Origin of the sequence: Kitasatospora sp. NPDC088351, assembly GCF_040685575.1 — a bacterium.
Taxonomy (GTDB): domain Bacteria; phylum Actinomycetota; class Actinomycetes; order Streptomycetales; family Streptomycetaceae; genus Kitasatospora.
On the sequence record NZ_JBFBIL010000005.1, the window covers coordinates 103,248 to 126,202 of the forward strand.

17 protein-coding genes and 1 pseudogene are annotated in these 22,955 nt (G+C 68.4%); 9 read left to right on the forward strand and 9 right to left on the reverse strand.

The features are described 5' to 3' along the window. Positions 1-43: 43 nt before the first annotated feature. Positions 44-2,704: an alanine--tRNA ligase gene (gene alaS, locus AB0P06_RS05625; protein ID WP_363605309.1), complete on the forward strand. Its 2,661-nt coding sequence runs from the start codon at positions 44-46 to the stop codon at positions 2,702-2,704. Between the two features lie 57 nt (positions 2,705-2,761). Here alaS and AB0P06_RS05630 read toward each other — a convergent pair whose 3' ends face one another. Both AB0P06_RS05630 and AB0P06_RS05635 read right to left on the reverse strand, forming a co-directional pair. Then, a complete protein-coding gene (locus AB0P06_RS05630; protein WP_363605310.1) occupies positions 2,762-3,223 on the reverse strand; it encodes a GNAT family N-acetyltransferase in 462 nt (153 codons plus the stop codon). Between the two features lie 183 nt (positions 3,224-3,406). Then, a complete protein-coding gene (locus AB0P06_RS05635; RefSeq protein ID WP_363605311.1) occupies positions 3,407-4,465 on the reverse strand; it encodes a phosphotransferase in 1,059 nt (352 codons plus the stop codon). A 161-nt stretch (positions 4,466-4,626) separates the two neighbouring features. On the opposite strand from AB0P06_RS05635, the gene AB0P06_RS05640 reads away from it, so the two are divergent. Then, positions 4,627-5,685 carry a hypothetical protein gene (locus tag AB0P06_RS05640; protein WP_363605312.1) on the forward strand — a complete coding sequence of 353 codons (1,059 nt, stop codon included), beginning with the start codon at positions 4,627-4,629 and terminating at the stop codon, positions 5,683-5,685. Between the two features lie 588 nt (positions 5,686-6,273). After that, positions 6,274-6,795, forward strand: a complete 522-nt coding sequence (locus tag AB0P06_RS05645) for a hypothetical protein (protein ID WP_363605313.1) — start codon at positions 6,274-6,276, stop codon at positions 6,793-6,795. Positions 6,796-6,929: 134 nt separating this feature from the next. On the opposite strand, the gene AB0P06_RS05650 is transcribed toward AB0P06_RS05645, so the two are convergent. Together AB0P06_RS05650 and AB0P06_RS05655 are read right to left on the reverse strand one after the other, a co-directional pair. Next, complete coding sequence (locus AB0P06_RS05650) at positions 6,930-7,433, reverse strand: hypothetical protein (RefSeq protein ID WP_363605315.1); 504 nt, start codon at positions 7,431-7,433, stop codon at positions 6,930-6,932. Positions 7,434-7,556: 123 nt separating this feature from the next. Beyond that, a complete protein-coding gene (locus AB0P06_RS05655; protein WP_363605317.1) occupies positions 7,557-8,486 on the reverse strand; it encodes a DUF6192 family protein in 930 nt (309 codons plus the stop codon). Between the two features lie 249 nt (positions 8,487-8,735). Here AB0P06_RS05655 and AB0P06_RS05660 point away from each other — a divergent pair, with 249 nt between their 5' ends. The 4 genes from AB0P06_RS05660 to AB0P06_RS05675 all read left to right on the forward strand — a co-directional run bounded on the left by AB0P06_RS05660 (position 8,736) and on the right by AB0P06_RS05675 (position 12,837). Next, positions 8,736-9,104 (forward strand): NUDIX domain-containing protein, encoded by a 369-nt coding sequence (locus tag AB0P06_RS05660; RefSeq protein WP_363605318.1) that lies wholly within the window; start codon positions 8,736-8,738, stop codon positions 9,102-9,104. A 169-nt stretch (positions 9,105-9,273) separates the two neighbouring features. Continuing rightward, positions 9,274-9,882, forward strand: a complete 609-nt coding sequence (locus AB0P06_RS05665; protein WP_363605319.1) for a hypothetical protein — start codon at positions 9,274-9,276, stop codon at positions 9,880-9,882. After that, the gene (locus tag AB0P06_RS05670; RefSeq protein ID WP_363605320.1) at positions 9,879-11,303 is read left to right on the forward strand and encodes a hypothetical protein; all 1,425 of its coding nucleotides are present in this window, start codon (positions 9,879-9,881) and stop codon (positions 11,301-11,303) included. The genes AB0P06_RS05665 and AB0P06_RS05670 overlap by 4 nt, the downstream gene beginning before the upstream one ends. A gap of 205 nt (positions 11,304-11,508) precedes the next feature. Then, positions 11,509-12,837: a hypothetical protein gene (locus AB0P06_RS05675; protein WP_363605322.1), complete on the forward strand. Its 1,329-nt coding sequence runs from the start codon at positions 11,509-11,511 to the stop codon at positions 12,835-12,837. 332 nt (positions 12,838-13,169) lie between these two features. Here AB0P06_RS05675 and AB0P06_RS05680 read toward each other — a convergent pair. The 3 genes and pseudogenes from AB0P06_RS05680 to AB0P06_RS05690 all read right to left on the reverse strand — a co-directional run. After that, positions 13,170-13,988, reverse strand: a pseudogene (locus tag AB0P06_RS05680) (MFS transporter); the annotation flags it as partial. A gap of 122 nt (positions 13,989-14,110) precedes the next feature. Beyond that, the gene (locus AB0P06_RS05685) at positions 14,111-14,839 is read right to left on the reverse strand and encodes a hypothetical protein (protein ID WP_363605323.1); all 729 of its coding nucleotides are present in this window, start codon (positions 14,837-14,839) and stop codon (positions 14,111-14,113) included. A gap of 208 nt (positions 14,840-15,047) precedes the next feature. Further along, positions 15,048-16,181 (reverse strand): hypothetical protein, encoded by a 1,134-nt coding sequence (locus AB0P06_RS05690; RefSeq protein WP_363605324.1) that lies wholly within the window; start codon positions 16,179-16,181, stop codon positions 15,048-15,050. Positions 16,182-16,375: 194 nt separating this feature from the next. On the opposite strand from AB0P06_RS05690, the gene AB0P06_RS05695 reads away from it, so the two are divergent. After that, on the forward strand, positions 16,376-18,508 hold the full coding sequence (locus AB0P06_RS05695) for a tetratricopeptide repeat protein (RefSeq protein WP_363605325.1): 2,133 nt from the start codon (positions 16,376-16,378) through the stop codon (positions 18,506-18,508). Here the strand turns inward: AB0P06_RS05695 and AB0P06_RS05700 are convergent. After that, entirely contained in the window at positions 18,459-19,940 is a 1,482-nt protein-coding gene (locus AB0P06_RS05700; RefSeq protein WP_363605327.1) for a hypothetical protein, read from the reverse strand. The two genes, AB0P06_RS05695 and AB0P06_RS05700, sit on opposite strands and share 50 nt — an antisense overlap. Before the next feature lie 528 nt (positions 19,941-20,468). Here AB0P06_RS05700 and AB0P06_RS05705 point away from each other — a divergent pair. Continuing rightward, on the forward strand, positions 20,469-22,151 hold the full coding sequence (locus AB0P06_RS05705) for a PE-PGRS family protein (protein WP_363605328.1): 1,683 nt from the start codon (positions 20,469-20,471) through the stop codon (positions 22,149-22,151). Here AB0P06_RS05705 and AB0P06_RS05710 read toward each other — a convergent pair. Continuing rightward, on the reverse strand, positions 22,081-22,923 hold the full coding sequence (locus tag AB0P06_RS05710) for a PE-PGRS family protein (protein ID WP_363605330.1): 843 nt from the start codon (positions 22,921-22,923) through the stop codon (positions 22,081-22,083). The two genes, AB0P06_RS05705 and AB0P06_RS05710, sit on opposite strands and share 71 nt — an antisense overlap. Positions 22,924-22,955 lie beyond the last annotated feature (32 nt).

Sequence of the window (22,955 nt, forward strand, 5' to 3'; positions counted from 1 at the left end):
ACCCCACATCTCTCCGCGACTCTTCCGTGAGGGCCATACCGCCATGCGCTCGACGCAGATCCGCTCCACCTTCCTGGACTTCTTCACCTCGCGCGGCCACCGCCACGTCCCGTCCAGCCCGCTCATCCCCTCCGACCCGACCCTGCTGCTGGCCAACGCCGGCATGAACCAGTTCAAGCCCTACTTCCTGGGCGAGGTCACCCCGGAGTACCCCCGCGCCACCACCATCCAGAAGTGCGCCCGCACCTCCGACATCGACAACGTCGGCCGCACCAACCGGCACGCCACGTTCTTCGAGATGATGGGCAACTTCTCCTTCGGCGACTACTTCAAGGCCGACGCCATCGCCTACGCCTGGGAACTCCTCACCAAGGGCTACAACCTGGAGAAGGACCGCCTCTGGATCACCGTCCACCAGGACGACGACGAGGCCGAGCAGTTCTGGCGCAGGATCGGCGTCCCCGCCGACCGCATCCAGCGCCTCGGCGCGGACAACTTCTGGGACATGGGCGTCCCCGGGCCCTGCGGCCCCTCCTCCGAGCTCAACTACGACCGGGGTCCGGCCTTCGGCCGCGAGGGCGGACCGGCCGTCGACGGCGAACGCTACGTCGAGATCTGGAATCTCGTCTTCATGCAGTCCCTGCGTGGCGAGGACGACGACAACGGCACCTTCCCCATCCTCGGCGACCTCGCCCGGCAGAGCATCGACACCGGCCTCGGCCTGGACCGCCTCGCCGCGATCCTTCAGGACGTCGAGAACGTCTGCGGCACCGACCTGCTCCTGCCCACCCTCACCGCCGTCCAGGAACTCGCCGGCCGCGACTACCCCGGCAACGGCCCCGGCGGCGAGGAGAAGGTCTCCTTCCAGGTCGTCACCGAGCACGCCCGCTCCATCGCCTACCTCATCGCCGACGGTGTCCTGCCCGCCAAGGACGGCCGCGGCTACGTCCTGCGCCGTCTGATGCGCCGCGCGATCCGCCACGCCCGCCTGCTCGGCATCGACCAGCCCGTCCTCGCCCCGGCCACCGCCAGCGTCATCGCCAACCTCGGCGACGTCTGGCCCGAACTGGTGGGTCAGGCCTCCCTCATCGAGCAGGTCGTCACCGCCGAGGAGGAGTCCTTCACCCGCACCCTCACCCAGGGCACCCGGCTGCTGAACGCCGCCATCACCCGCAGCCGCGAGGGCCGCTCCACCACCCTCACCGGCGATACCGCCTTCGAACTGCACGACACCTACGGCTTCCCCGTCGAGCTGACCATCGAGGCCGCCCGCGACGCCGGGTTGAGCGTCGACGAGGACCGCTTCACCACCCTGCTCGCCGAACAGCAGAAGCGCGCCAAGACCGGCGGCAAGGCAAAGACCGCCGAAGCCCTGCGCCGCCAGGACGCCTACCGCGAACTGTCCTCCCGCCACGGCCGCACCGACTTCGTCGGCTACGACCGCCTCGACACCGAAGCCACCATCCTCGGCCTCATCGCGGACGGCACCGTCGTGCCCGGCGCCGACCAGGGCAGCACCGTCGAACTGGTCCTGGACCGCAGCCCGTTCTACGCCGAATCCGGCGGCCAGGTCGGCGACACCGGCACCATCCGCACCGCCTCCGGTACGCTCCTGGACGTTCTGGACACCAAGCTCGGTCTGGAGGGCTTCCACGTCCATACCGTCCGCATCCGCGAGGGCGAGATCCGCACCGGCGAACAGGCCGAAGCCCTCGTCGACGGCCCACGGCGCGACGCGGTCGCCCGCTCCCACTCCGCCACCCACGTCCTGCACGCCATGCTCCGCCGCACCCTCGGCGACCACGCCCGCCAACACGGCTCGCTAGTCGACGCGGGCCGCCTCCGCTTCGACTTCGCCCACTTCTCCGCCCTCGACCGCACCCAGCTCGCCGCCATCGAGACCCTCGTCAACGACCACCTCCTCGACGACCCCGAAATCCGCATCTGGCACGCCACCCGCTCCGAAGCCGAGGCCGCCGGAGCCACCGCCCTGTTCGGCGAGAAGTACGGCGACCACGTCCGCATCGTCGACATCGGCGACTTCTCCCGCGAACTCTGCGGCGGCACCCACATCGGCCACGGCGCGGGCGCCGGCCCCGTCCGCATCCTCGGCGAAGCCTCCATCGGATCCAACCTGCGCCGCATCGAAGCCCTTACCGGCCGCGACGCTCTCACCCACTACGACACCGAACGCCGCCTCCTTGAAGAACTCTCCACCCTCCTCGGCACCCGCCCCCAGGACGCCCCCGACACCCTCCGCAAGCGCCTCGAAGCCCTCACCACCGCGCAGCAGGAACTCGCCCGCATCCGCGATGCCGAGCTGCACACCCGAGCCCAGCAGCTCGCGGCCTCCGCCCGCACCGTTCCCGGTGGCAGGATCCTCACCGAGAAGCTCACCGGCCTCAGCCCGGACGAACTCCGCACCCTGGCCACCAATACCGCCGACCTCCTCAACGGCGACCGCGCCGTCGTCGTCCTCTGCACCGAGCACGGCGGCAAGGCCCTCCTCGCCGCCGCGATCACCCGCAGCCTTCACGACACCGGCACCCACGCCAGCCAGATCCTCAGCCCGGCTGCCCGCACGGTCGGTGGCGGAGCCGGCGGCACGGGCCCCGTCGCCAGTGCCGGCGGACGCCGCCCCGAGGCCCTCGACGAGGCCCTCACCATCGCCGGTCAGGACGCTGCCCGAGTCCTCGGCCAGTAGCGTCGGCCGCTGACCTGCGGTCGGTGCCTTTGTTGGGGAGGCACCGACCGCACGTTCTCACCGCTCTCGTCCGGCTGCGGCAAGGTCTTTCAGCAGGACCACGCTCTCGTAGTTGGTCACACCCCACCGCCACGTCCCCACGGGGACGTACCCCCGCCGGCGGTACCAAGCGACCAGCTCAGTGGCCTCGGCCGACGTATCGATGACTGCTTCCGCGGCCCCGAGAGCGAGGATGCGGTCCTCCGCCACGGTCAGCAGCCGGTGCCCGAGGCCTGTCCCCTGACACACGGGATCCACCGCGAGCTGCCAGAACGAGCCCGCATCGGCTGGTGCTGGATACCCCGTGGGCACCGTGTACGGCGCGGCCACTGTCACCGACCCGACCAGCTCAGCACCCCGGAAGGCGAGCCAGCACTCCCCCCTCCCCACCCGGGTAGCCGTGTCCTGCACGGACTGATACGACGCGAAGAAGACCCTGCCAGCCGCTGCATGGGCGGCGTACGCGCGGTGCAGGAGCATGGTGAGCTCCTCGGCCGAATCGCCATCGATGAATCGCCGTATCGAGATGCCTCCGCCGGAGCCAGCCGAACGGCCATGAACGCTGCGCAAGATCACAACGAACAGTCTCGCTCTGATACAGCCGGAGGGCCTCCGGGGACCCGCCGCCCGGTGACCGGTCAGCGCGTAGCGACCGGACACCACTCAGGGCATAGCCGCGAACGCCTCCTGCACGTCCTCGCGCCGCTCCGTCCACCAGGCCAGGAAGCGCTCGGCGGGCAGGAACAGGTGGTCGAAGGAGTGGTCGTCGCGGTCGTAGTGGAAGACCAGCTGCCAGTAGTCCGACATGCGCTTCCACCACAGCCGGTCCACCGCGTCCGCCAGCGCCGGCACGGGAAGCGGCACCACCGACCGGTAGCCGGCCACGAACGCGGACGTCAGCTCCAGATCGAGGAAGCCGTCCTCACCGCCGAACTGCACCGTGGCGGTGCGGGCGACCTCCTCGCCGAACGGCCGGACCCGGATCCGGTCCCAGTCGATCACCCCGACGATCTCGCCGTCCTGCCACAGCACGTTCCGGTGCTGCACGTCACCGTGCGTCCACCCCACCGGGCCGATCGCCACCTCGCCGGCCGGGTGCTCATGCCCGTACGTCTCCAGCAGCACCTTGCGCTCAGCCAGCGCCGATGCAGCCTCGACGTCGAACGCCGTCCGGCTCTCCAGTCCCGCGATCAGGGCGAGGAAGCGATCCGTCTCCTGGTGAGCCTCGGCGGGCGTGGTCACCGAGACGGTCACCTGCTCTGGCCCCGGTGGCAGCAGGCCGGCCGGCCGCTCACCGTTCAAGCGCCGATGGACCTGCCCGAGGAGAACGCCGAGGTCACCGGCCTGCCCAACCGAAAGCGCCGTACCCGGTAGATGGCTCCCCTCCATCCACGGAAGCAGGCAGTACCCGCGGCCGGCGACATCGACCACCGCGTCCCCAGCCGAGGAAACCCGCGCCCTACCCACTGGCAGGCCGTCGTCGGCCAGCTCCGCCAGCGCAGCCAGGTTCCGGCGAGCCAGCGACAGTGGCACATCCATGATCCGCTTTAACGCGAACGAGCCCTCGGCCGTATCCAGCCGCCAGTTCCCGTTCATCAAGCCGTCCGACAGGAAGCGGCACTCCCGCACCTCACCCAGCCCGAAAGCCCGGCCGAGAACCGCCAGATCCTCCGCGATCTCGCTGTAGCGCGCGCCACTTCGGGCGTCGTGAGTCGCTTCCATCACCCCAAGCAGGCTAGTGGAGCAGGGACGCCGATGCGGCCAGTTCGAGAGGTATTCCAGTCGACCTTGTCGTGGTGGATCCGGGCTTAGTCGCGCTCTGTGATCGGCGTGTCAGAGCGAGCCGATAGCTTCGTACGGTCCCATGTAGGAAGGAGTCGGACTTGGCAGGGTTCAAGATCAATCAACGCGGGATCGACCAAATGATGCGCGAGATCCAGAAGGGGGTGGAACGCTCGGCACGGCGTCATCCGATTCGAGTCCCAGTCAGTACGGACCCGTCCAACGGCACGGGCCCGCATGCGCACGGCGGGGTCGCGGAGGACCCGTACCTGTCCAAAGCCCTGCTGTGGTTGGACGATCCGACAGGACGGCAGCGCGGCGGCCTCCGAGACCTGCTGAGCTTCGCTGAGCTGGAGGACCTTCCGAGGGAGGACACCGCTGAACTCGCGCTCCAGTTGGAGCAGCACGGCCTGGTGCAGATCGTTCGCAGCTGGGGCGGAGAACAGACCACAGTTCGACTGATGGATGCCGGCCGAGTTGAGGTGCGGCGGTTGAAGAAGCTTGCTGGTGACAGCGTCGCCCGCGCCAACTACGCCGCTGACGCGGTCCTGCGGTGGCTGTACGACCAGGGTGCCCCGGTGGAGCCCAGCCAGTTCGCCGACGCCCCGGCTGCGTTCTTCGCCGGCACCGTACTCACGGTCGCCGAGATCGCGGAGGCTGCCGTCGAACTCGGAGCACACGGTCTGGCGGACGGCGAGGCCGACTCAGAAGGCACCGGTTCATGCCGGCTGCGGATCACCATGGCCGGCACCGCCTGTATCCGTGGCGGCCACACTGTGAGGAGTTACATGGACAGCCAGCACACCGCATCCACGACGACCAACTACCACGGCACGGTCGTGCAAGGCGGAGTCAGTGGCGGTGTCGTTTCCACCGGCGACCACAACTCGATCAACGTGGGCAACGGGATCGATGCCCAGGCCCTCGCAGGCTTGGTGCAGGGTCTGCGCGATGTCGCCCCGCAGCTCGGCCTCGACCCGGTCGACGCCGAGGACTACGTGGCTGAGGTCGAAGCCCTCGAACGCGACGGCCATGACCCCGAGCAGGGCGGCCGTATCTGGCGCAGGATTATGCGTCTGGCCGGCTCAGAGCTTACGGCTGCTGTAGCTACCGGCGTCGGACAGCAGCTCGTCGAAGTCGGAGCCAATCTCTACAGCTGACGCATGGGCCCGCTCTTGCCCGCGGGACCGGCACAGCCCGGTAGCTCCTTCGGCCCTCGGTCCTCAGCCCCGGGGCCGGGCCAGCTGAGCGACCGGGGCCTCCGACCGCGAGGACACGAACTCGCACACGTCCCCACCGACGACAACGACTGGCACACGCCATCCAGCGAGACTGCAACTGGCCCACAACTGAACCGTCGGGACCGGCCCGATTTCAACCGCTGCCGACAGCCGGGTTGGTCAGCTTGGGCGGGCGTTGGAGTGTCTTCAGCCGAAGTCGGAATGCGCAGTTTCCTCAGGACAAGAGCACCCGCCACAGTGATCACTGGGACGATGGGGACAGGGTCATATAGTCGCGGAATGCGAGTCACTGACATAGCCATGCCGTCCGGTATCACTGCACGTCCACGCGACCCCCGCGGGTACCCCGTCCCGGCGATCACTCCGTGGGAGGACGGCGTCCCGCAGTTTGCCAGCACGAGCATGCGCCGGGTGTTCCTGTGCGTCGAAGAGCGCCGATGCACGGTCTGCGGTAGGGAGATGCAGCCGGGACCAGTGTGGCGCGTCGTGGACGGAGAGGAGGCCGAGATGATCAGCGCGCTGCTGGGCATCGGGAAGGCGTACCGCAACTCTGCGCCCACCGGTGAAGCCCCCGGCCATCGGACCTGCATGATCTACGCCGCTATGGTCTGCCCGTATCTGAGCAGCCCAGAAGGCCGCCGAGGCGAAGCCTCGAACATGTACGGGGCCGAGATCCCCAAGGGGGATGCGCGCGGTATTGGCGGTGGGATCGTGGCCTACAACGACTACGGGTTCGAGCAGACTCCGGCCGGCCCCGGGGTCGTCTACGGCGCGCCCGTCGAGATCATCACGTACAACCGCGCTGAAGACTTGCAGGACGAGATCGCTGCTTCCATCGCGGCCGACGAAACGGTAAGTGGCAAGGCACCGAACTGGCTTGGCGAAGATGAGCAACTGGTTGAGTCCGCGTTCCGCCGTGCCATGCTCTCGCCGGCAGAGCGGCGGGCGCTGGAGGCACAGAAGCGCGCCGCACAAGCCAGGAAGCGGCAGCAGAAGCAAGCGAGGGCGTCTCGCAAGAAGAACCGTTAGAGATGCGCTTGGTGCTCGTTCTGGCCTGGCGCAGTGAGTTAAGCCTTGAGTTGCGTCGGCCCCTGTAGCCAGGGACGCTCGACGTTAGCGGGTCGGGCCCACCCTACCTGTGGGCCCGGCTCGTGCCCTCGGGTTCAATGCCGCCTGGCGGTGCCCGACGTCTTCCGGCCCCTACCCGATGCCGTGGACGTCTTGGCTTTCTCCTGGGAGACTTCCCCAGCGACCTGTGCCGAGAATCCGGCCTCCTTCAGGAACTCCATGGCAGCGAAGATGTCCCTGCACGTCTTCATCAACACCATGACCGACAGGTCGCTCTGCGCCTCAGGTGGCAGGTTGGCCAGCGCGCACTTGTACACGCGCTCCGTGGCCTTGAACAGGCTTCCCAATCTGATCGAGGCGTACAGCTTGCTCATGTCGACGTTGTTGGTGGCCGCGTACCGGCCGTGTACTAGCACGAAGCCCGTCTTTTTGTTCGCGCACTGGTGGTCGCGAATCCATGACTTGCCTCGTTCGAACTGGGCTGTTGTGTTCTCGCCGATGGCCTCCTCTCGGGGAAGGCCGTTGTCACCGGCCTTTGCTACCCGGTTCCAGATATCCTCTCCGCTGTCGTGCGCCGCCTGGCGGCGCGTGGTGGTCATGGCTGCCACCTTCTTTTTAGTTGCCGTTGTCACCCCTTGGTGGCCCGGCGCCCGGACGAACGTCCTTCCGGGCGTGGCCTTTCAGGCAGATGACCCTGTTGTTGCAGCAGCCACTGCCTGCGGCTACTCGCCCTCCTCGTCCTTCAGAAGGCTCGCCAGTGCCTTGTCCATGTCGGTGCGGCCTGTCGTGATTGCGCTCTCACACCAGTCGAGGAGCATCCGCGCTTTGTGGACGTTGTCGAGCACTGCTGCCTTCGTGTCCTCGTTGTAGTCCTGGGCATGGACCTCGGGGATGATCCGCTGCAGGGAGACGAAGAACGATGCGAAGCTTCCGATCAGCCTGAGGATCTCCAGGGGCGCCTCTCTGCCGACCCCTGGGAGGGCCGTCTCCTCGACGACTTCCTCGACCTCCTCGGCCTCTTCAACCGAAGCAAGATCTTCCTCAGCTTCGATCTCGCGGTCGACCTGCCGCCAGTGCTCTCGCTGTGCCTCTCGCAGCATGTTGCGCGAATGAGGGTCGGCCACGACCCGACTGCGCACCTCAGGCCGGGCGATCATCTCCTTCACGGCCTCAGCAGCATCCTCGTCGCTGTGCAGCAGTCGCCGCGTCTTCGCCAGCCGCTCTTCCGAGTTCGTCGGCGTCAGGGGCATGGTTCTGCCGATACGCTGCGCTTCGTTGACCGTCCACCGGTTCTCTTTCGAGAACGGGTCATACGGGTCCTTCCGGATCAAGATAAACCGACTTCGCACCCGTGCGAGTTCTTCGTGGACGGTGAAGCAGACATCCGGGCGCCGCTTCTCCTCAGGCCACTGCGAGGCCACCGAGTAGTACCGACGCAGGGTGGCCTCGTTGACACCAATCTGGTGGGCGAGCAGCTCAATGACCTGCCCCACCTCGCCGTGACCTCGGGGATGGCCGACCAACGCGTTGATCACGAGATCGCCTAGATCGAACTGAATGCTGCTCCTCTGTTTGACCAGCTTCCGGCCCTTGCGAACAATCGGCTCCCACTCAGCGTTCGTGTAGCCCGTGGGAAGTGTCAAGGTTGCCACGAGGCGCCTCCTCACCCGTGCCGCGCACGTGCTGTCGAGCGGGCACCTACCCGCTCGTCTGCCGTCCCGGCTGCCAGAAGCAATAACAACCCATGGCGGCTCTGTGTGCCGTCTACGAATCAATCTACTCCGGCAGTCATGGCCATGCCGGGCGAGCGCCATTGCTCCTGGCTCCTGCCCTGAAGGCACGGGAGAGACCGTGGAAGCACAAACGCACATACCAGCAGCATCGAGGAGGCGCCTTCGTGGATGAGCACTCCGGGATTCCCCAGCCAGACTCTGTCCAGTGGGGGAATTGCGGCTGGCGAGGCCGAGCCCGGCGAAGCCCTCGACGAGGCCGCCGCCCGCGAGCTCAAGGAGGAAACCGGCCTGCTCGTCGACCCTGCCGACCTCCACTTCGTTCACGTCGCACCGGGCTGGGACCAGGTCGATCATTTCGTTCTCTTCGTCGTTGCCACCGACAAGTGGGCCGGCGCCCTCACCAACACCGAACCCGACAACCACCTCACCGCCCGTTGGGTTCCCGCCAGCGACCTCCCCGAGCCGGCGTTCCCCACAGCTGTACAAGCACTCGCCGCCTACCGTAATGGCGGTCCCACCTTCTCTCGCTACGGCTAGGAGCCGACTGCGGCATGACGCGGCTCGTCGAGGATTGTCTCGGCGAGCCAACCCAGCCCTACACGCGCCTCAGGCGACAGCACTGGTCGCTGCCAATCGGACCTTGAGAGCAGCCGTTCCAGTGCCCCGCCCGTGGTGTGAGCTGCTGGAGTCCTCTACGCTGATCAACGTGGCAGTGGGGGAAGACGCCCACCTCAAAGGATTCTCAGGCGCCCGCCGGGCAAAGATGTGGCTTGAGGGCACCATGAGAATCTCGGGCGCGTATGCGAACACCGACTCGCCGTCGTGCGCCCGACGGCTGACTCTGGCATGGCCTCATGGCGGGCAGACGTTCTCCTTCGACCTGGGAGGCGCCATGCGCGGCGCTCCCTACCACGGGGACATGTTCTGTGCCGAGGTGAAGAACTACCAGCAGCCCAGCGACCAGGGAAATCAGTTCGACGAGTTCGTTGCGAAGTGTTACGTCGCGTGCCAGAACGGCCATCTTCTGAGTGATCACCTCATGTGGATCACATGGGCTCCCTTCCGCGCCAACACCTGGTCGCAGTTGGACTCGCCGAAGCATGTCGAGACGGCGGTTCTGCTCCACCACGACCGCGTCTTCGGAACGGCTGACCGAGCTGCCGCTGAGGCGGTGATCGACCCCGAGATCGTTGCGATGGTCGCGTCGCGGCTGTGGCTGATCGTGCTGTCAGAGAAGCAGGAGACGCTGGTCCCCCTCAAGGACTGGGAAGCCATCGTGGCTGCCGAACTGATCCGCAAGGGAGAGCAGTGGTGAATCAGGCATCGCGGGCGATCATGGCCGCGCTCGACGACACGGACCCAAGGCAGCCCTTCGGCCGGGTCAAGGAGATCATCGGGCACCAACTGCGCCGGATGGACCCCCGGGCCGAGGTCATCGCGACGGGCTTCTTCAACCACACCTACGCCCCGGACATGGTGATCCGCTGGCCGCAGGCGACCCGCACCCCAGACCGACACGTCTATCTCCGGACAACGGCCAACCCGGCGGAGCTCCAGGACGACATCGCTCGGCTGCAGACCAAGGACCGACCGATGATCGTGTCCCTGGGGCAGCTCGAAGCGTCCCGTGCGGCGGCAGATCTCCAACCGTCAGCCACCGAACACCAAACTCTGCTTCTTGACACTCCGGCCTTCGGTGAGCTGGTTCCCACCCAGGACACCCCGAGCGTCCCTCGGCTCATCTCCAGCTCGGTGATCGAAGGCGGGCATGGCGCCCTGGACGGCCCTGCGATCACCCGGTTCAGGAGCGCTGTCGTCACCGGCGTGGAAGCTGCCCGTGAAGGAGATGTCGCACCGACGCGTGTGGCAGTGGAAGCGGTATCCGCCCGGATGGTGCCCTTGGTCGCGGACCGGATGACGGCCTTCATGGCTGCTCTGTGGCAGGGCGGAGGCTCCACCCTGGCCAGTTTCCCGGGCACGCTTCGACGCTCCGGCCGTCTGGACGAATCCACCCTCGCTTACCTTCTCAGTGCTGAGGAGATTCCTGACAGCGGCTTCTGGGGTCGCCTGCTTCCCTTGATCAGCCTGCCGCTCCTACTCCGCACACCGGTCCGTGACCCGGAGAACCTTCAGCACCTCATGCGGCCGGCGGCTCAGCAGTGGCAGAGCCACGTTTGCGTGCTTGCTCCGGGGAGCACGTCCAACGCGCCGATTGGCCCTTGGCGCTGGGCAGTGGATCACGGCAACCTCGTTCTGCAGATGTCGCGCTTTCGGGCGTACGTCGCCCAGACGCAGAAGGATCTCGACACGACCGAAAGGTACGACGAGCCCACTCTGGACGAAGTGCGCGCCCGGGCCGACCGGTTCTCCGTCCCGCTTACGTCGATCCGTATGCTCGTCACCGATCGCCGCATCGGTTACGACAGCCCTGGAGACAATGTCGTTCACGACTCCCAGCTCGCCGGCATCAGCGAGGCGCTGGGCCGGGCTGAGGCGGTCATCGAGGCGGATGCGCCAACACCGTCCGGCGCGGTCTTGCACTGCAGCTTCACCTACCGCTTGGCCAGTGCACGAGGTGCCCGCAGCCACGTTCCCCTTGATGAACTCATCGGCACAACGGCGCGCCTCCTCTCCGACCTCACCGAACACGAAGCCGACCAACTGGTACGCCTACTCGGCCCTCAAGGGCAACCCATAGCCTCGCCCTGGAACCAGCCGACCCTGTTCGAGTCGTAATGGCGAGGCGCACAGGAGTACAGCGCTTCGCTCCGGAGAAGGCGCGGATCGAACTGGCGAACCACGGCTCCAGCGTGATGATCTGATCTCAGACAGTAATCGATACGATCTCGACAGTCCCCGCCATCTCCTCATCACGCACTGGCCCTTGCCGCCACGCTGTACCCGCCGCGAGCCCGACAGGCGCGCGAGATCGGGAGGGAATATGGCGAGGGGCACCGCCCATCAGGTCGAACTGCTGCGTGTAGAGGTCGGGGCGGCCCTGCAGGCCGGCCTGGAGGAGATCCGCAACAACACTGACAACCTGCGGACCGAACTCAGCGCCACGCTGGCGGCCGGCCTGAGTGAACACCGCGACGAGTTCTTCGAGGCGATCGCCCGGGAACAGCAGGAAGCCAGCCGCGCCCATCAGGACAACCGCAGCCTCCACCGCCAGCTGGGCAACCTGCGGGCTGAGCTCAGCGCCCTGCAAGACAGCAGCCGATCCTCCTTGGGAGTCGGCCACGACGAGCCGCCTCGGTCCTCCATTGACTCCCCCGAGGCCGTAAGCCAGCCCGCGGGAACCTCCTCGGAGGCGGACGACCAGAACGACGCCGTTCACCCTCCCGGCGACGACGACAGGGACGGTCCCGTCGACATCACCGAGCTTCCCAGCGCCGAGCCCCCGGCATCCGAACAGGCCGCAGAGTCGGCCACCCCCACCGTGACCGGCGAGGCCGCGGAATCCGACAGCGAGGAGACGACCGTGTCCGAGACCACCCCCGCCGACCACACGCCGGTTACCCCGAACGCTCTCACGAAGGACCAGCTCAGCCAGATCGCCGCCGAGGTGGCCGCCAAGCTCGCCGAGCACCAGGGTGCCCTTCCGGAGCCTTCCGCACCCGAACCGGAAGCGCAGCCCGCAGAAGCGCCCGAACCCCAGCCGACCACCGCCACCAGCCCTCCGGAGGGCCAGGCACGGCTGATCGCAACCGAGGTCGTTGCTCAGCTCGCAGATCTCCTGTGCCCCTCCGTCGCCACGGTGCAGGACACGGAGGTCGAACCCGAGCGTACGGATGCAGTCGCACAGGAGCAGGCAGCAGTCGACGATCTCCCGAGCAGTTGCGCCAACGACGTGTCCGGCCTGATCCCGGAGCCCTTCGTCTGGGAGAACCACGTCAACACTCTCCGCAAGGCCGCCGCGGTGAAGACCGTCGCGATCTCCTGCCACCCCGAGACCTGGGACTTCCTGGCTGCTCAGGTCGAAGGCACCGACCACTTCTCGAAGCCGGCCAACGACAGCAACGAGGACACGATCCTCTCCGGCCGCAGCACCCTCGCCCTTCTCAACGCGCTCCGGGAGACCGTGTGCGGCGGCCTCGGCAAGGACACCGGCATCGAGACCTGGACCCTCGCCGTCACCAGCTACGAGCGCATCGCCGCCGTCATCAACAGCACCCGACCCGCTGACGAGGAGGTCGGCAGCGACCGCCTGCAGCAGCCGCACATCGTCCTCGACGACCGCAGCAGCAGCGGCTCGCCCGCCGCCGGCTGACCTGCCGATCAGCGGTCTCGGCCTCCTCGCAAGGCGCTGAAAACCGGCGCGAAGCGAGGGCACATCCAGGGCACATGAGGGTGGAAAACGCCGCTGACCAGCGTCAACCACTGAAGGTAGTTTTCGCTGGTCAGTGGCACTTTGGCAACAAAAGCGCAGGTTGCGGGCTTGCGGGGACCAATAGCTGCACGAGCGGCAGGACTTCGCCAACCGGCTGGACGAGGCGGGCACCAGCTGTACTGCCTGGTCTGGCCGTGACGCCGGGCTCCCCGGGCCGCGCCGAACGCGGGCCGAGGCAAGGCTTGCTGGCCTGGCTCCAACTGCGGCCCTCCGGTCGGGCGCAGGACCGTGGCGGCAGGCAGCAGAGCCACCGTCAGCAGGTCCGTGGACACCGCTAAGGCGAGCCGGAACACGGCTGTGAGCGCCTCGCCCGCCGGGTGCCCGGCCGCCGCGAGGGCCCTGTACGGCCGTCGGCGAGGGTGGTGAGGACAGCGACCCCGAGCGCGCCGCCGACCTGCTGGGTGGTGTTGGAGAAGCCGGAAGCGGTGCCCGCGTCTGCCGGTCCCGCGCCCGACATGCCGAGCACGGTGAGCGCCGAGATCGTCAGGCCGAAGCCGGCCGCGAGCAGCATCGTGGGCGGCAGGTCGAGGATGTAGCTCCCGTCCGCGGGCAGCCGGGTCAGCAGCGCCAGGGCGGCGACCAGCAGCACCAGCCCGGTCAGCAGCATCGGGCGCTCGCTGAAGCAGGCGTTCAGCCGGGCGGACAGCGCGAGCGAGACGGTGCCGATGGTGAGCGCGGCCGGGAGTAGCGCGAGGCCAATCGCGGCGGCGCATAGCCGCGGACGATCTGGAGGTAGAGCGCGACCAGGATCTGGAAGGCGAACAGAGCGGAGATCGTCAGCACCTGCACGGCGTTGGCGCCGGAGACCTCGCGTGAACGGAACATCCGCAGCGGGAGCAGGGGTTGGGCGGTCCTGGCCTGGCGGAGCAGGAAGCCGGCCAGCAGGGCGAGCGAGAGCGCGCCGAGGCGAGGGTGCGGGCGGAGCCTCAGCCGTGCTCGCCGGTGCCGACGATGGTGTAGATGCCGAGCATCAGCGCGGCGGTAATCAGCGCGGCGCTGAGGACGTCGGCGCCGGCCCGCAGGCCGCCGCCGACAGCCGGATGGCCTCCTGGGGTGTTGTCGGGCCCGCCGAAGTCGAGCCGCCCTTTCCGTTGGCCTGGCTCGGTTGTCTTCGAGAGGGCTCTCGATCCCGTAGGTGCCGACAACCGAGCGCTCAAGCCGAGATTCCTTGAGTAGCCGAACTCCGGATCTCAGCGTCAGCAAGCTGCGCAGCGACGATCCGCAGCTTCGGGAGGTAGGTCTCGATGTCGTCGATCACTCGACGGAGGTCGGCGGCGTTGAGGTCCGTCCAGTTGTCGAGGAGCATCCCACAGGTCGGTACGCCGTCGTAGGTTGCCAGGCGCGCGCTGAGATAGGGCCCACCTTGGCCGGGGTTAAGGGAGTCGACGGCCTCAAGGGTGATCTCTGTCCCCTCGCAGTCCGCGTGCGGTGCGGTGCCCTTCACGCACCACGGATGAGCACCGCAGCCGTCGGTGGCTCGCGGGGAGTGGGCGGCGGCGAGGCGCTCGGCCTCTTCGTCGATCCGGGAGGCTTGGTCGCGTAGTTGTGCGGCGAAGTCATGAGCCCCGGCCTGGTTCATCTCCAGGCTGGCGCCGTAGCCCCAGCCTTCGATGATCGGTTCGCAGCCTTCCGCTGCCAGCCAGGTGCGACGGACGGTGAAGACCGGATATCCGGAAGGATCACGGATCGTGTGCTCAGGTCCGTGGTGGTCGAACTGGTTGCACGGAACCACATAGCTGGCCGGGTCCGAGTGATCCATGATGCAGCCGAGCATCTCGGTGCAGGGCTGAGCGCCCGACAGGACGGCCTTTGCACCGGAAGTCGGGCGAGGTGGCACTGATGCCTGCGCAGGGAAGCTGGCGAGGAAGACATTGTCCGGCATATCGCTCCGTAGGTAGCGGGAATCGACGCATTCGTGACTCTTGCATCTGCCATCGAGCGACTGGATCTAGATTGGGAAACCGTGCTGACGCGCGTCGCCGGATAGGTACGCTGCTCGGGCTGTGAGCCGCCTTCGGCTGACGAATTCCGGCACTGCCGGATCCGGACTCATCTGCCGGCGCCTGCGCCAGCGGGGCGGCGGAGACAGGTCACCTCTCGATCCGCGTTGGCGGAACATCCTGTCGTGGAACCTCAGTGTGTTCCGCCGGGGTGCCGGGCTGGTCAGTTTGGGCGGCCGTTGAAGGGCTCTCCGCCGTTGTCGGAATGCGTAGTTTCCTCAGGACGAGGGCACCCGCCACAGTGATCACTGAGACGATGGGGGTCGCCACCACGTCGGGCAGTCCGATGAGATTGATGGCTACGCCTGTGCCGACAAGTGCCGCGACCAAGGCCAGGTTGCCGATCGCGCTGGTCATCGCGGAGGCAGGGCGTGAGTCCCGGTGCCACGCAGGGTCGTCGCTCAGGACCTCATCGTCGGCGAGCTTCACGGTGGCGCCGATCACGTTGGCTGGCCGGGTTGCGTGCCGGAGGACGGACGCCAGGATCCTGGCCAGGTCAGTCCGGGCCACAGTGTCTTCGGACAGCAGCCGGATCTTGGCTGCCTGCACATTGCGGACGATCAGGTAGGCGCGGTCCCGGACCCGCTGTCGGAGGATGTGATCGGCATCCTTCGGCACGAAGCGTGCTTGACGTTCCAGGGTCGAACAGAGCTCACCCATGGCCTTGGACACAGAACCGTCCGCAGTTCGGCCGCGACGCTCAGGCTTGTCCTCGGTGCAACTCTCCAGAGCAGCCAGGGCCGTGTGAACCGTCCACTCCCTCGGAACGGAACGCGTGGTTGCTCTGCGGTCTGCCTCGGCGAGGCACAGGGAGAGGAAGAGCAAGCCCCAAGGAAGCAGGGGCGCAGTGCTCTTGAAGGCATGGTGATCCGGGTCGCCAATGGAAAGACCCAGCCACATGGCGAACGAAGCAAGGAGTGGGGGAGCCCAGACCACACCCATGCCGACCAAGGACCGTGACCGGTCGGCGATGACTCGTTCCAGCAAGGCGACATCGGGGAGTTTGTCGGCACTCACCCCGCTGTCCTCCAGGAGGCGGCGAGCAGTCTGCGCGCGTCTGCGAGCCATGGAACGGAGAAGGGAATCGAGAGGGCGCAGACGGCGGAGCCAGTTGCCGGGCACGCGAGGCCCGCTGATCCACGCAGAGCTCACGGAGAACATGGCGAAGAGCAGGTAGATGCTGACGCAGTAAAAGGTCAGTTCGAGGGCGATGTTTGCTGACATGGGCAGAGCTTCGCAGGTAGGCCTGACACCGACAGAGGAACGCCCGGCGGAGTTCTGGGCGCGTCGCGGAGCAGGATCCTCTCTGCCGTATCGGCGGCCCGCGTTCCTTCGACTGCTTGCTTCGGCAGGCTACCGTTGGGCCGGACGCAACAGGCTGGGGCAGTGGTGAACCTTGCCCCACGAAGGACCGGGGGGTGGGTGCGGTGGATCCGTTGTCGTTGTCGATGGTGACGGCTTTCCTGGGCGCGGCCGGCGCGGGGATGGCCAACGAGGCGGGGAAGCGGGCCTGGGAGACGGTCGGCGGGCTGGTGGCCCGGGCGGTGGGGCGGGAGGTGTCGGCGCCGGTCGGGCAGGCCGAGCGGGAGTCCGTGGCGGGGCTGCTTATGGCGGAGGCGATGCGCAGCCCCGAGCAGGCCAGGGCGCTCGCCGCCGTGATGAGCGGGAAGGGCGCCGGTGGGGCGGCGGCGCACGGGGTGCCGCGGCTGCTGCCGGCCTCGGCCCGCTTCTTCACCGACCGGAAGGGGCCGTTGACGCTGCTGGACCGTGAGGCAGAGCGGAAGCCCGACGGTCTCCCGAAGGTGGCCGTCCTGCACGGCCCGTCGGGGATCGGTACCAGCGCGCTCGCCTTCCACTGGGGCGGCCTCGCGGCCGGCCGGTTCCCGGACGGAACCTTGTACGCGGACCTGCGGGGCGGATCGGCGAGCACCGCTCCGACGGCCGCGACGGTCCTGCGGCACTTCCTGCTGCGCTTGGGCGTGCCGGCGGAGTACGTTCCGCCCGCCTTGGAGGACCGGGTCGACCTCTTCCGCTCCCTGCTCTCCAATCGGCGACTGCTGGTCGTGCTCGACCACGCGCAGTCGGCGGCCCAGATCAAGCCGCTGATCACGGCCGCGCCCGGAGTCTTCACCCTGATCGTGGCCCGCCGTCCGCTCACCGGACTGGACGCGGTCACCATCCCGGTCGGCCCGTTGTCCGACAAGGACGCCAAGCGGCTGCTGGCCGACCTGGCGGGCCGACCGGCCATGGTGACGGCCCGCGCCGCGCTTCCCTCGGTGCTGGAGCGGTGTGCCGGCTCCCCGTTCGCCCTGCGGGCCGCGGCCCCGTACCTGGCGACCGGGCCGATCGGCAACGGCAGCCCGGCCGGCCCGCTGCCCCCGGTTCGGGCGGCGGCCGAGGACGCCTACCGGCGTCTCGGGGCAGAGACGGCGAGGATCTACCGGCTCGGGTCGCTGTGTCCGTGGCCCTCGCTGAACGCGGCCGCGGTGGCGGCGATGGCCGAAGTCCAGGAGGCCGAGGCGGAATCGGCCCTGGCCGAACTGGTGGAGCTCCAGCTGCTGGAGAGCACCGGGGACGGCCGCTACCGGTACCGGCCGGCGGTGCGCGCCCACGCGGAGGAGGCGGCGGCCCGCGAGGACGGCCTGGCGGGGTGTGCCGCGACCGTGGCCCGCGCCGTGGACTGGTACCTGCACTTCGCCGTCCGAGCGGACTATGCGGCGCTGAAGGAGCGTTGGCACCTCGGCCCGCTGTACGCAGAGCTGGGGCCGGGCCCGTACGAGGACGAGGGCGCGGCGGTCGCCGCGCTGGTGGCCGAGTCGGGCAACCTGGTGGAAGCCGTACTCGCCGCCGAGGAGTTCGGCCGCTTCGATACCGTCTGCCAGCTGGTGGAGGCGCTCTGGGCCGTCCAGCTCAAGGCGGGTTGCCACGATGCCCTGCTGCCCGCGCTGAGGGCCGGGGCCCGTACTGCCGGCCGGCACTGCCCGGGCACCCGGACGGCGGGCCGGATGCACACCCAACTGGCCTTCGCGCTGATGGAGTTGCGGCAGGACGAGGAGGCCGAGCGTGAGCTGCTGACCGCTGCGGACGACGAGGCCAGGGCCGGGCACGCCCGCGGCCGGGCGACGGCGGTCGAGTCGCTGGGGCTGCTGCGGCTGCGCCAGTGGCGGTTCCGGTCGGCCTTGGAGTGCTTCGAGGAGGCGGACAGACTGCTGGATGGGATCGGCCCGGCTGGCGACGGTGCCGCCGACGTGCCGCGGGCCCGTGCGCTGCTGCACCGGCACCGGGGGCGGGCGCTACGAGGCCTTGGCCGGTTCGAGGAGTCGGAGCAGAGGCTCACCACGGCACGGGAGTTCTTCCGTGGCAGCGGCGAGCGCTACAACACCGCCCGGGTGTTGACGGATCTCGCGGAGCTTCACCTCGACGTGGTCGATCACGTCGGGGCGCTTCCCCTGATCGACGAGGCCGTCGCGCTGCTGAGCCGGGAGAACGCCACCATCCATCTCACCTACCTGGCCGGGCTGCGTGCTCAGTGTCTTCCCGAACAACCGTGACGTGCACTCGCGCGAGGTGGCTGCCGGTCTTGACGGTCAGGGTGGTGTCCTCCGGTGTCACGATCGGCGGGCCGGTGTGCAGCCGGGCGTAGAGCGCTGAGGCGTGCGCGGCCGGGTCTCCGGCGGTGTCGGAGGTTAGCTTGTACCGCAGTCCGCCGCGGTGCAGCACCTCGCATTCGTGAGGGCTGGTGACGTAGGCGGCGAGCGAGGCGGAACGGTACCGGTCGAGGACGTCGGCCGCCCACTCGTGAGGTGAGTCGAACCGGGGGTCGTCGGCCGCGCCGTACCGGAGGATCACATCGGCAATCGTCAGCGCGCCGGGATCGATGGTTTCCTCGTGCACGGCGAGGTGGCCCTCGCCTTCGGCGTCGTCGGGTTCGTACCGGGGCTCGGCGAAGCGCTGGACGGCGATGGTGTCGTCCGCGGTGGCGCGGGTCAGGACGCGCAAGGGCGCTGTGCGGAGCGGCGGCTCGTACGGTGGCAGCGGCAGCGGGTCGAGCACTGCCGGGGCGGCCGGTTCGGGGATGCCGATCATCCGGTAGAAGAGGTCGCGCAGCAGGGCTGCCGACTCTCCCGGCACCGAGCTGGTCAGCGTGGCCGGCCCTGCGAGGGGACGGTGTTCGGCCACCAGTTCGTCCAGTTGGGGCGGCAGCGCGCTGTACGGATCGAGGCGGGGCGCGTCCCGGACGAACGCCGCCACGGGGGACTCGGGTCCGAGTGCCTCCGGGTCGGCGGCGCCCAGCAGGACCGGCGTGCCGCAGGCGGCGGCGTAGTAGCTGACCGAACCGAAGTCGCCGAGGACCACGTCCGCGGCGATCAGGGCCTGGCGCCAGCCTTCGAGCGGGTCGACGAGGGCGAGCCCGGCTCGACGGGCCTTGTCCAGCCAGAGGCGGACCTGGCCGGGGCCGTGGCCGTGCCAGATGTTCGGGTGGAGGACGGCTGCGACCCGGTACTCGTCGGCGGGGAGCTCGGACGTCAGCCTGGGTAGTAGGAGTGGGAGGACGTCCTCGGGGCCGGAGTCGCCGAAGAGTGAGGTCGGGTTCCAGGTGGAGTTCAGCAGGACGAGACGCTGCCCGGGACGGACTCCCAGGGCCCTGCGGTAGCGGTCGCGGTGGTGCCGGGCGGCGAGGATGCGGTCGAAGCAGGGGTCGCCAGCCAGGACGGCGGTCGACAGGGCCGTGGGGCAGGACTCGGCGAGTCGGTCGATCTGCTCGGGGTGGGAGAAGACCATGGCGTCCGCGATCGGGACGCCTTCCGAGGTGAGGATCCACTCGGGCCCGAGCCCGAAGACGGCGTCCGGCGTCCGGCGTCCGGCGTCCGGCGTCCGGCGTCCGGCGTCCGGCGTCCGGCGTCCGGCGTCCGGCGTCCGGCGTCCGGCGTCCGGCGTGGCCAGCTTCTTATTATATCCGACACCGTGAGATAGGACGGTCAACTTTCCCTTAATGCCGGCAAGTTGGCCGCCGAAGCTTGCCGATATGGCCAAGTCCACAGGAGTCGACATCGCTTGTTCCCAGGGCAGTACCGAAATGCCCGTCGATGCGAGCAGCTCTGTCACACCGGACTGGAATGGGGAAGACCCGGTACAGGTGGCCAGCAGTTGAAGGCGCAGATCGTCGCGGAACAGCGGAAGCACATCGAGCAGCCGCGTCGCGGACGTCACGTTGTGGACGACCAGCAGGACCCGTCGGCACCGCCCGCGGGTGGCCCATCGGGCCGCGTCAGGCCCCACCGGTACGCGAACCCAGTGCTTCAGGTCCTCGCCCACGTTGCCATCCCAACCCTTCCGCTTCGACGTCTGTGCAGCCACCGTGCCCGATCTTGGAATCGGAAGTGCCAACGTATCGCGTTGAGGGGTGAAGCCATGGCGGCTCCGGCATTCCGGCCCTTGCGCTGATGACGTCTCCTGGCTGCGGAGGCAGCACCGAGCCCGGTTCCTGGGGCGACGCAGTTGTCTCCGCTGATGCTGATGGGGTACGACGGCAACATGCTTCGTTGGTCACCGCTCAATGAGCGTCAGCTCGGTCTTCTTGCCCGCATCGGTGGGAGTGGGAGCCCGGTCACTTCTGGTGAGCCTGAGCTCGCCCTTACCGCTCGTGCCTTGAAGGGGCGCGGCCTCATTGCCATGCCGAAGGGCGAAGGGGTGAAGTGGCGGGCGGAGATCACCGATGCAGGCCGGTTCTACCTGGATCACGGGCGTCATCCGGATCGCCCGGCTGCGGCACCCAAGCCCGTGACCAAGGCCAAGGGCCTCGCCGGCCCGGCGCCCCAGAGCAGATCTGCGGAGGCGGGCCCGCCGGAAGCCCAGGCAGGCGCCCAGACGCCGACAGTGCGACAGCAACCGAAGACACCGAAGGAATCCAGGGCGGCGAACGGTCAGGCACTGATCGAACAGGTCCAGCAGGCAGGGGGAATCCTGAAGATCTCCGACCCGTCGCCGGAGGAACGGGCCAGGCTGCGCCGGGCCTTCGACGCGGCTCGTACATGCGCGCCCGACGGCTACCAGCTGAAGTACAGCGGCCGGGAGAAGGGTGACTTCTTCCTCGGTCTGCTACGCGACAACGGGCTGGACGAGACCGAGTGGAACCGGATCCGGCTCCAGCGCAGCCGGGTCATCACGGACGTGGACGATGTGATCGCAGCTCTGACGGCAGACCACAGCGCCTTCGAGATCTCCGAGGAGGTGCTCCCTCGCGTCCTGTCGATCGTCCGCCTCATCGCCCAGGAGGCGCTGGCACGCCATGGTGACGTGACGATCTCCAAGAAGCGGAAACAGCCGCGGCCACTGCTCTCGGTCCACGGCAGGACATGGGAGTTGAGCTTCAAGGAGCGGCAAAAGCAGGTCCAGTTCGTGCCCCGGGCCAATGGACGGCGCAAGACGTACGACTGGCAGCGGGTGACTCCGGCCTACCGATCCGAGCCGTCCGGCGAGCTCGACCTTCAGCTGGTGGAGACGCATGCCGGCGGTTACGGATACGGCGGCGGCTGGAAGAAGGACTGCGCCGACTCGCCGAAGCGGCCGTTGGAGGAGCAGATCACATCGCTCTTCCGGGCGCTGAAGGCACGCGCCGAGGAACAGGAGCGCCTCCGACTGGAGCGCGAGGCCGAGCAACGCCGACTGGGGGAGGAACGGGAGAGGGCCGAGGCCGAGCGACGGCGGCTGGCCGCCGAGGAGAAGGCGCGCAGGCAGCGGGACTGGGAAGCCGTCGTTGCCGCAGCCCGGGGCAAGGCCGCGGAGGCGTCACGCCTGGAGAGGTTCGGGTCAGCTCTGGAACGCTGGCAAGGCGCGCGCGAGATCAGGGAGTTCTGCGCTGCGCTGGACGAAGCCGCCAGCCGGGCCGACGCGGTGGAGGCGCAACGATTCCGGGAATGGTCCGCCTGGGGAAGGGCCGAGGCAGACCGGATCGATCCGACGGCTCCCCGGAGCGGACTCGGCGTCGAGGTCTTCGACACCGAGCCCACCGGTGATGAGCTTCGCCCCTTCCTCGACGGGTGGAACCCGCACCGGCCGGAGAAGGAGGTGGCGCCCGCCGAGCCCGCCGTGTCACGGCAGCAGACCGATCCGTGGCGTGGTGTCAGCGCCGGACCTCGGGACCAAGGGTGGAGGCCCGGACCCCAAGGTCGCGCTCAATGGTGGAGGCGATGACGCCGTGTCCCCGATCGCGCAGCGCTTTCAGCGCCCGTTCGACGATCGTTCCGAGTCGCTCGACTTCGGCCCGCAGAGCAAGCAACTCATCGAAGCGGTCGACCCGATCTTGGCCGCACCACTCCCGGACGGTCCGGAGCATGTCGTCCTCGGCCTGCAGCTTCCGGTCGTCGCGGCGGTTCCACGATTGCCATGAGGGCTGCGCACGGTCTCGGTCGAGAACTTCCTGCCTGCGTTCGACCTCCGGGAGGAGGTCCTCGGCCAGGACCTCTGCGGCGCGCCGGGCGATTCGCTCGGTGACCGGCCAGCCTGCCAGGAACAGGCCGGTCCGGTTCTCATACAGCATCGGGTCGGCCCGGAGCGCGGCAGCATCGAGCCCGAACTGCTCGGCGACGGCGGCCAGAGAGGTGAGCTCCAGAACACCGGCATCGGCCACGGTCGTGCGCAGTCGCAATCGGCTCTTGGGCCGGACGAAGCCGAGAACCATCCGGGCGGTCTCGAACTCCACAGTCTTCCGCACCTGCCGGGACGCCTCGGCCAGGGCGAGTTCGGCATTGTCATCGGCCTGGAAGGCCGCGACGCCGTCCCATGGCGAGACCAGGGATGCCGGAGCGACCCAGTCCTGTAGACCGGCATCCTCGCCTTCGAGGAACCGGACATGCACCTGCGAGGAACGGCGTGGGCCGCCGACACGGACGATCTCCACTTGACGGACCGCACTGCCGAGCAACTTGGGCTGGGCTCGGTAGGCCCACTTCTCGCCGATCTCCATCCTGCTATTGAGCCAGGTCAGGATGGATCTCC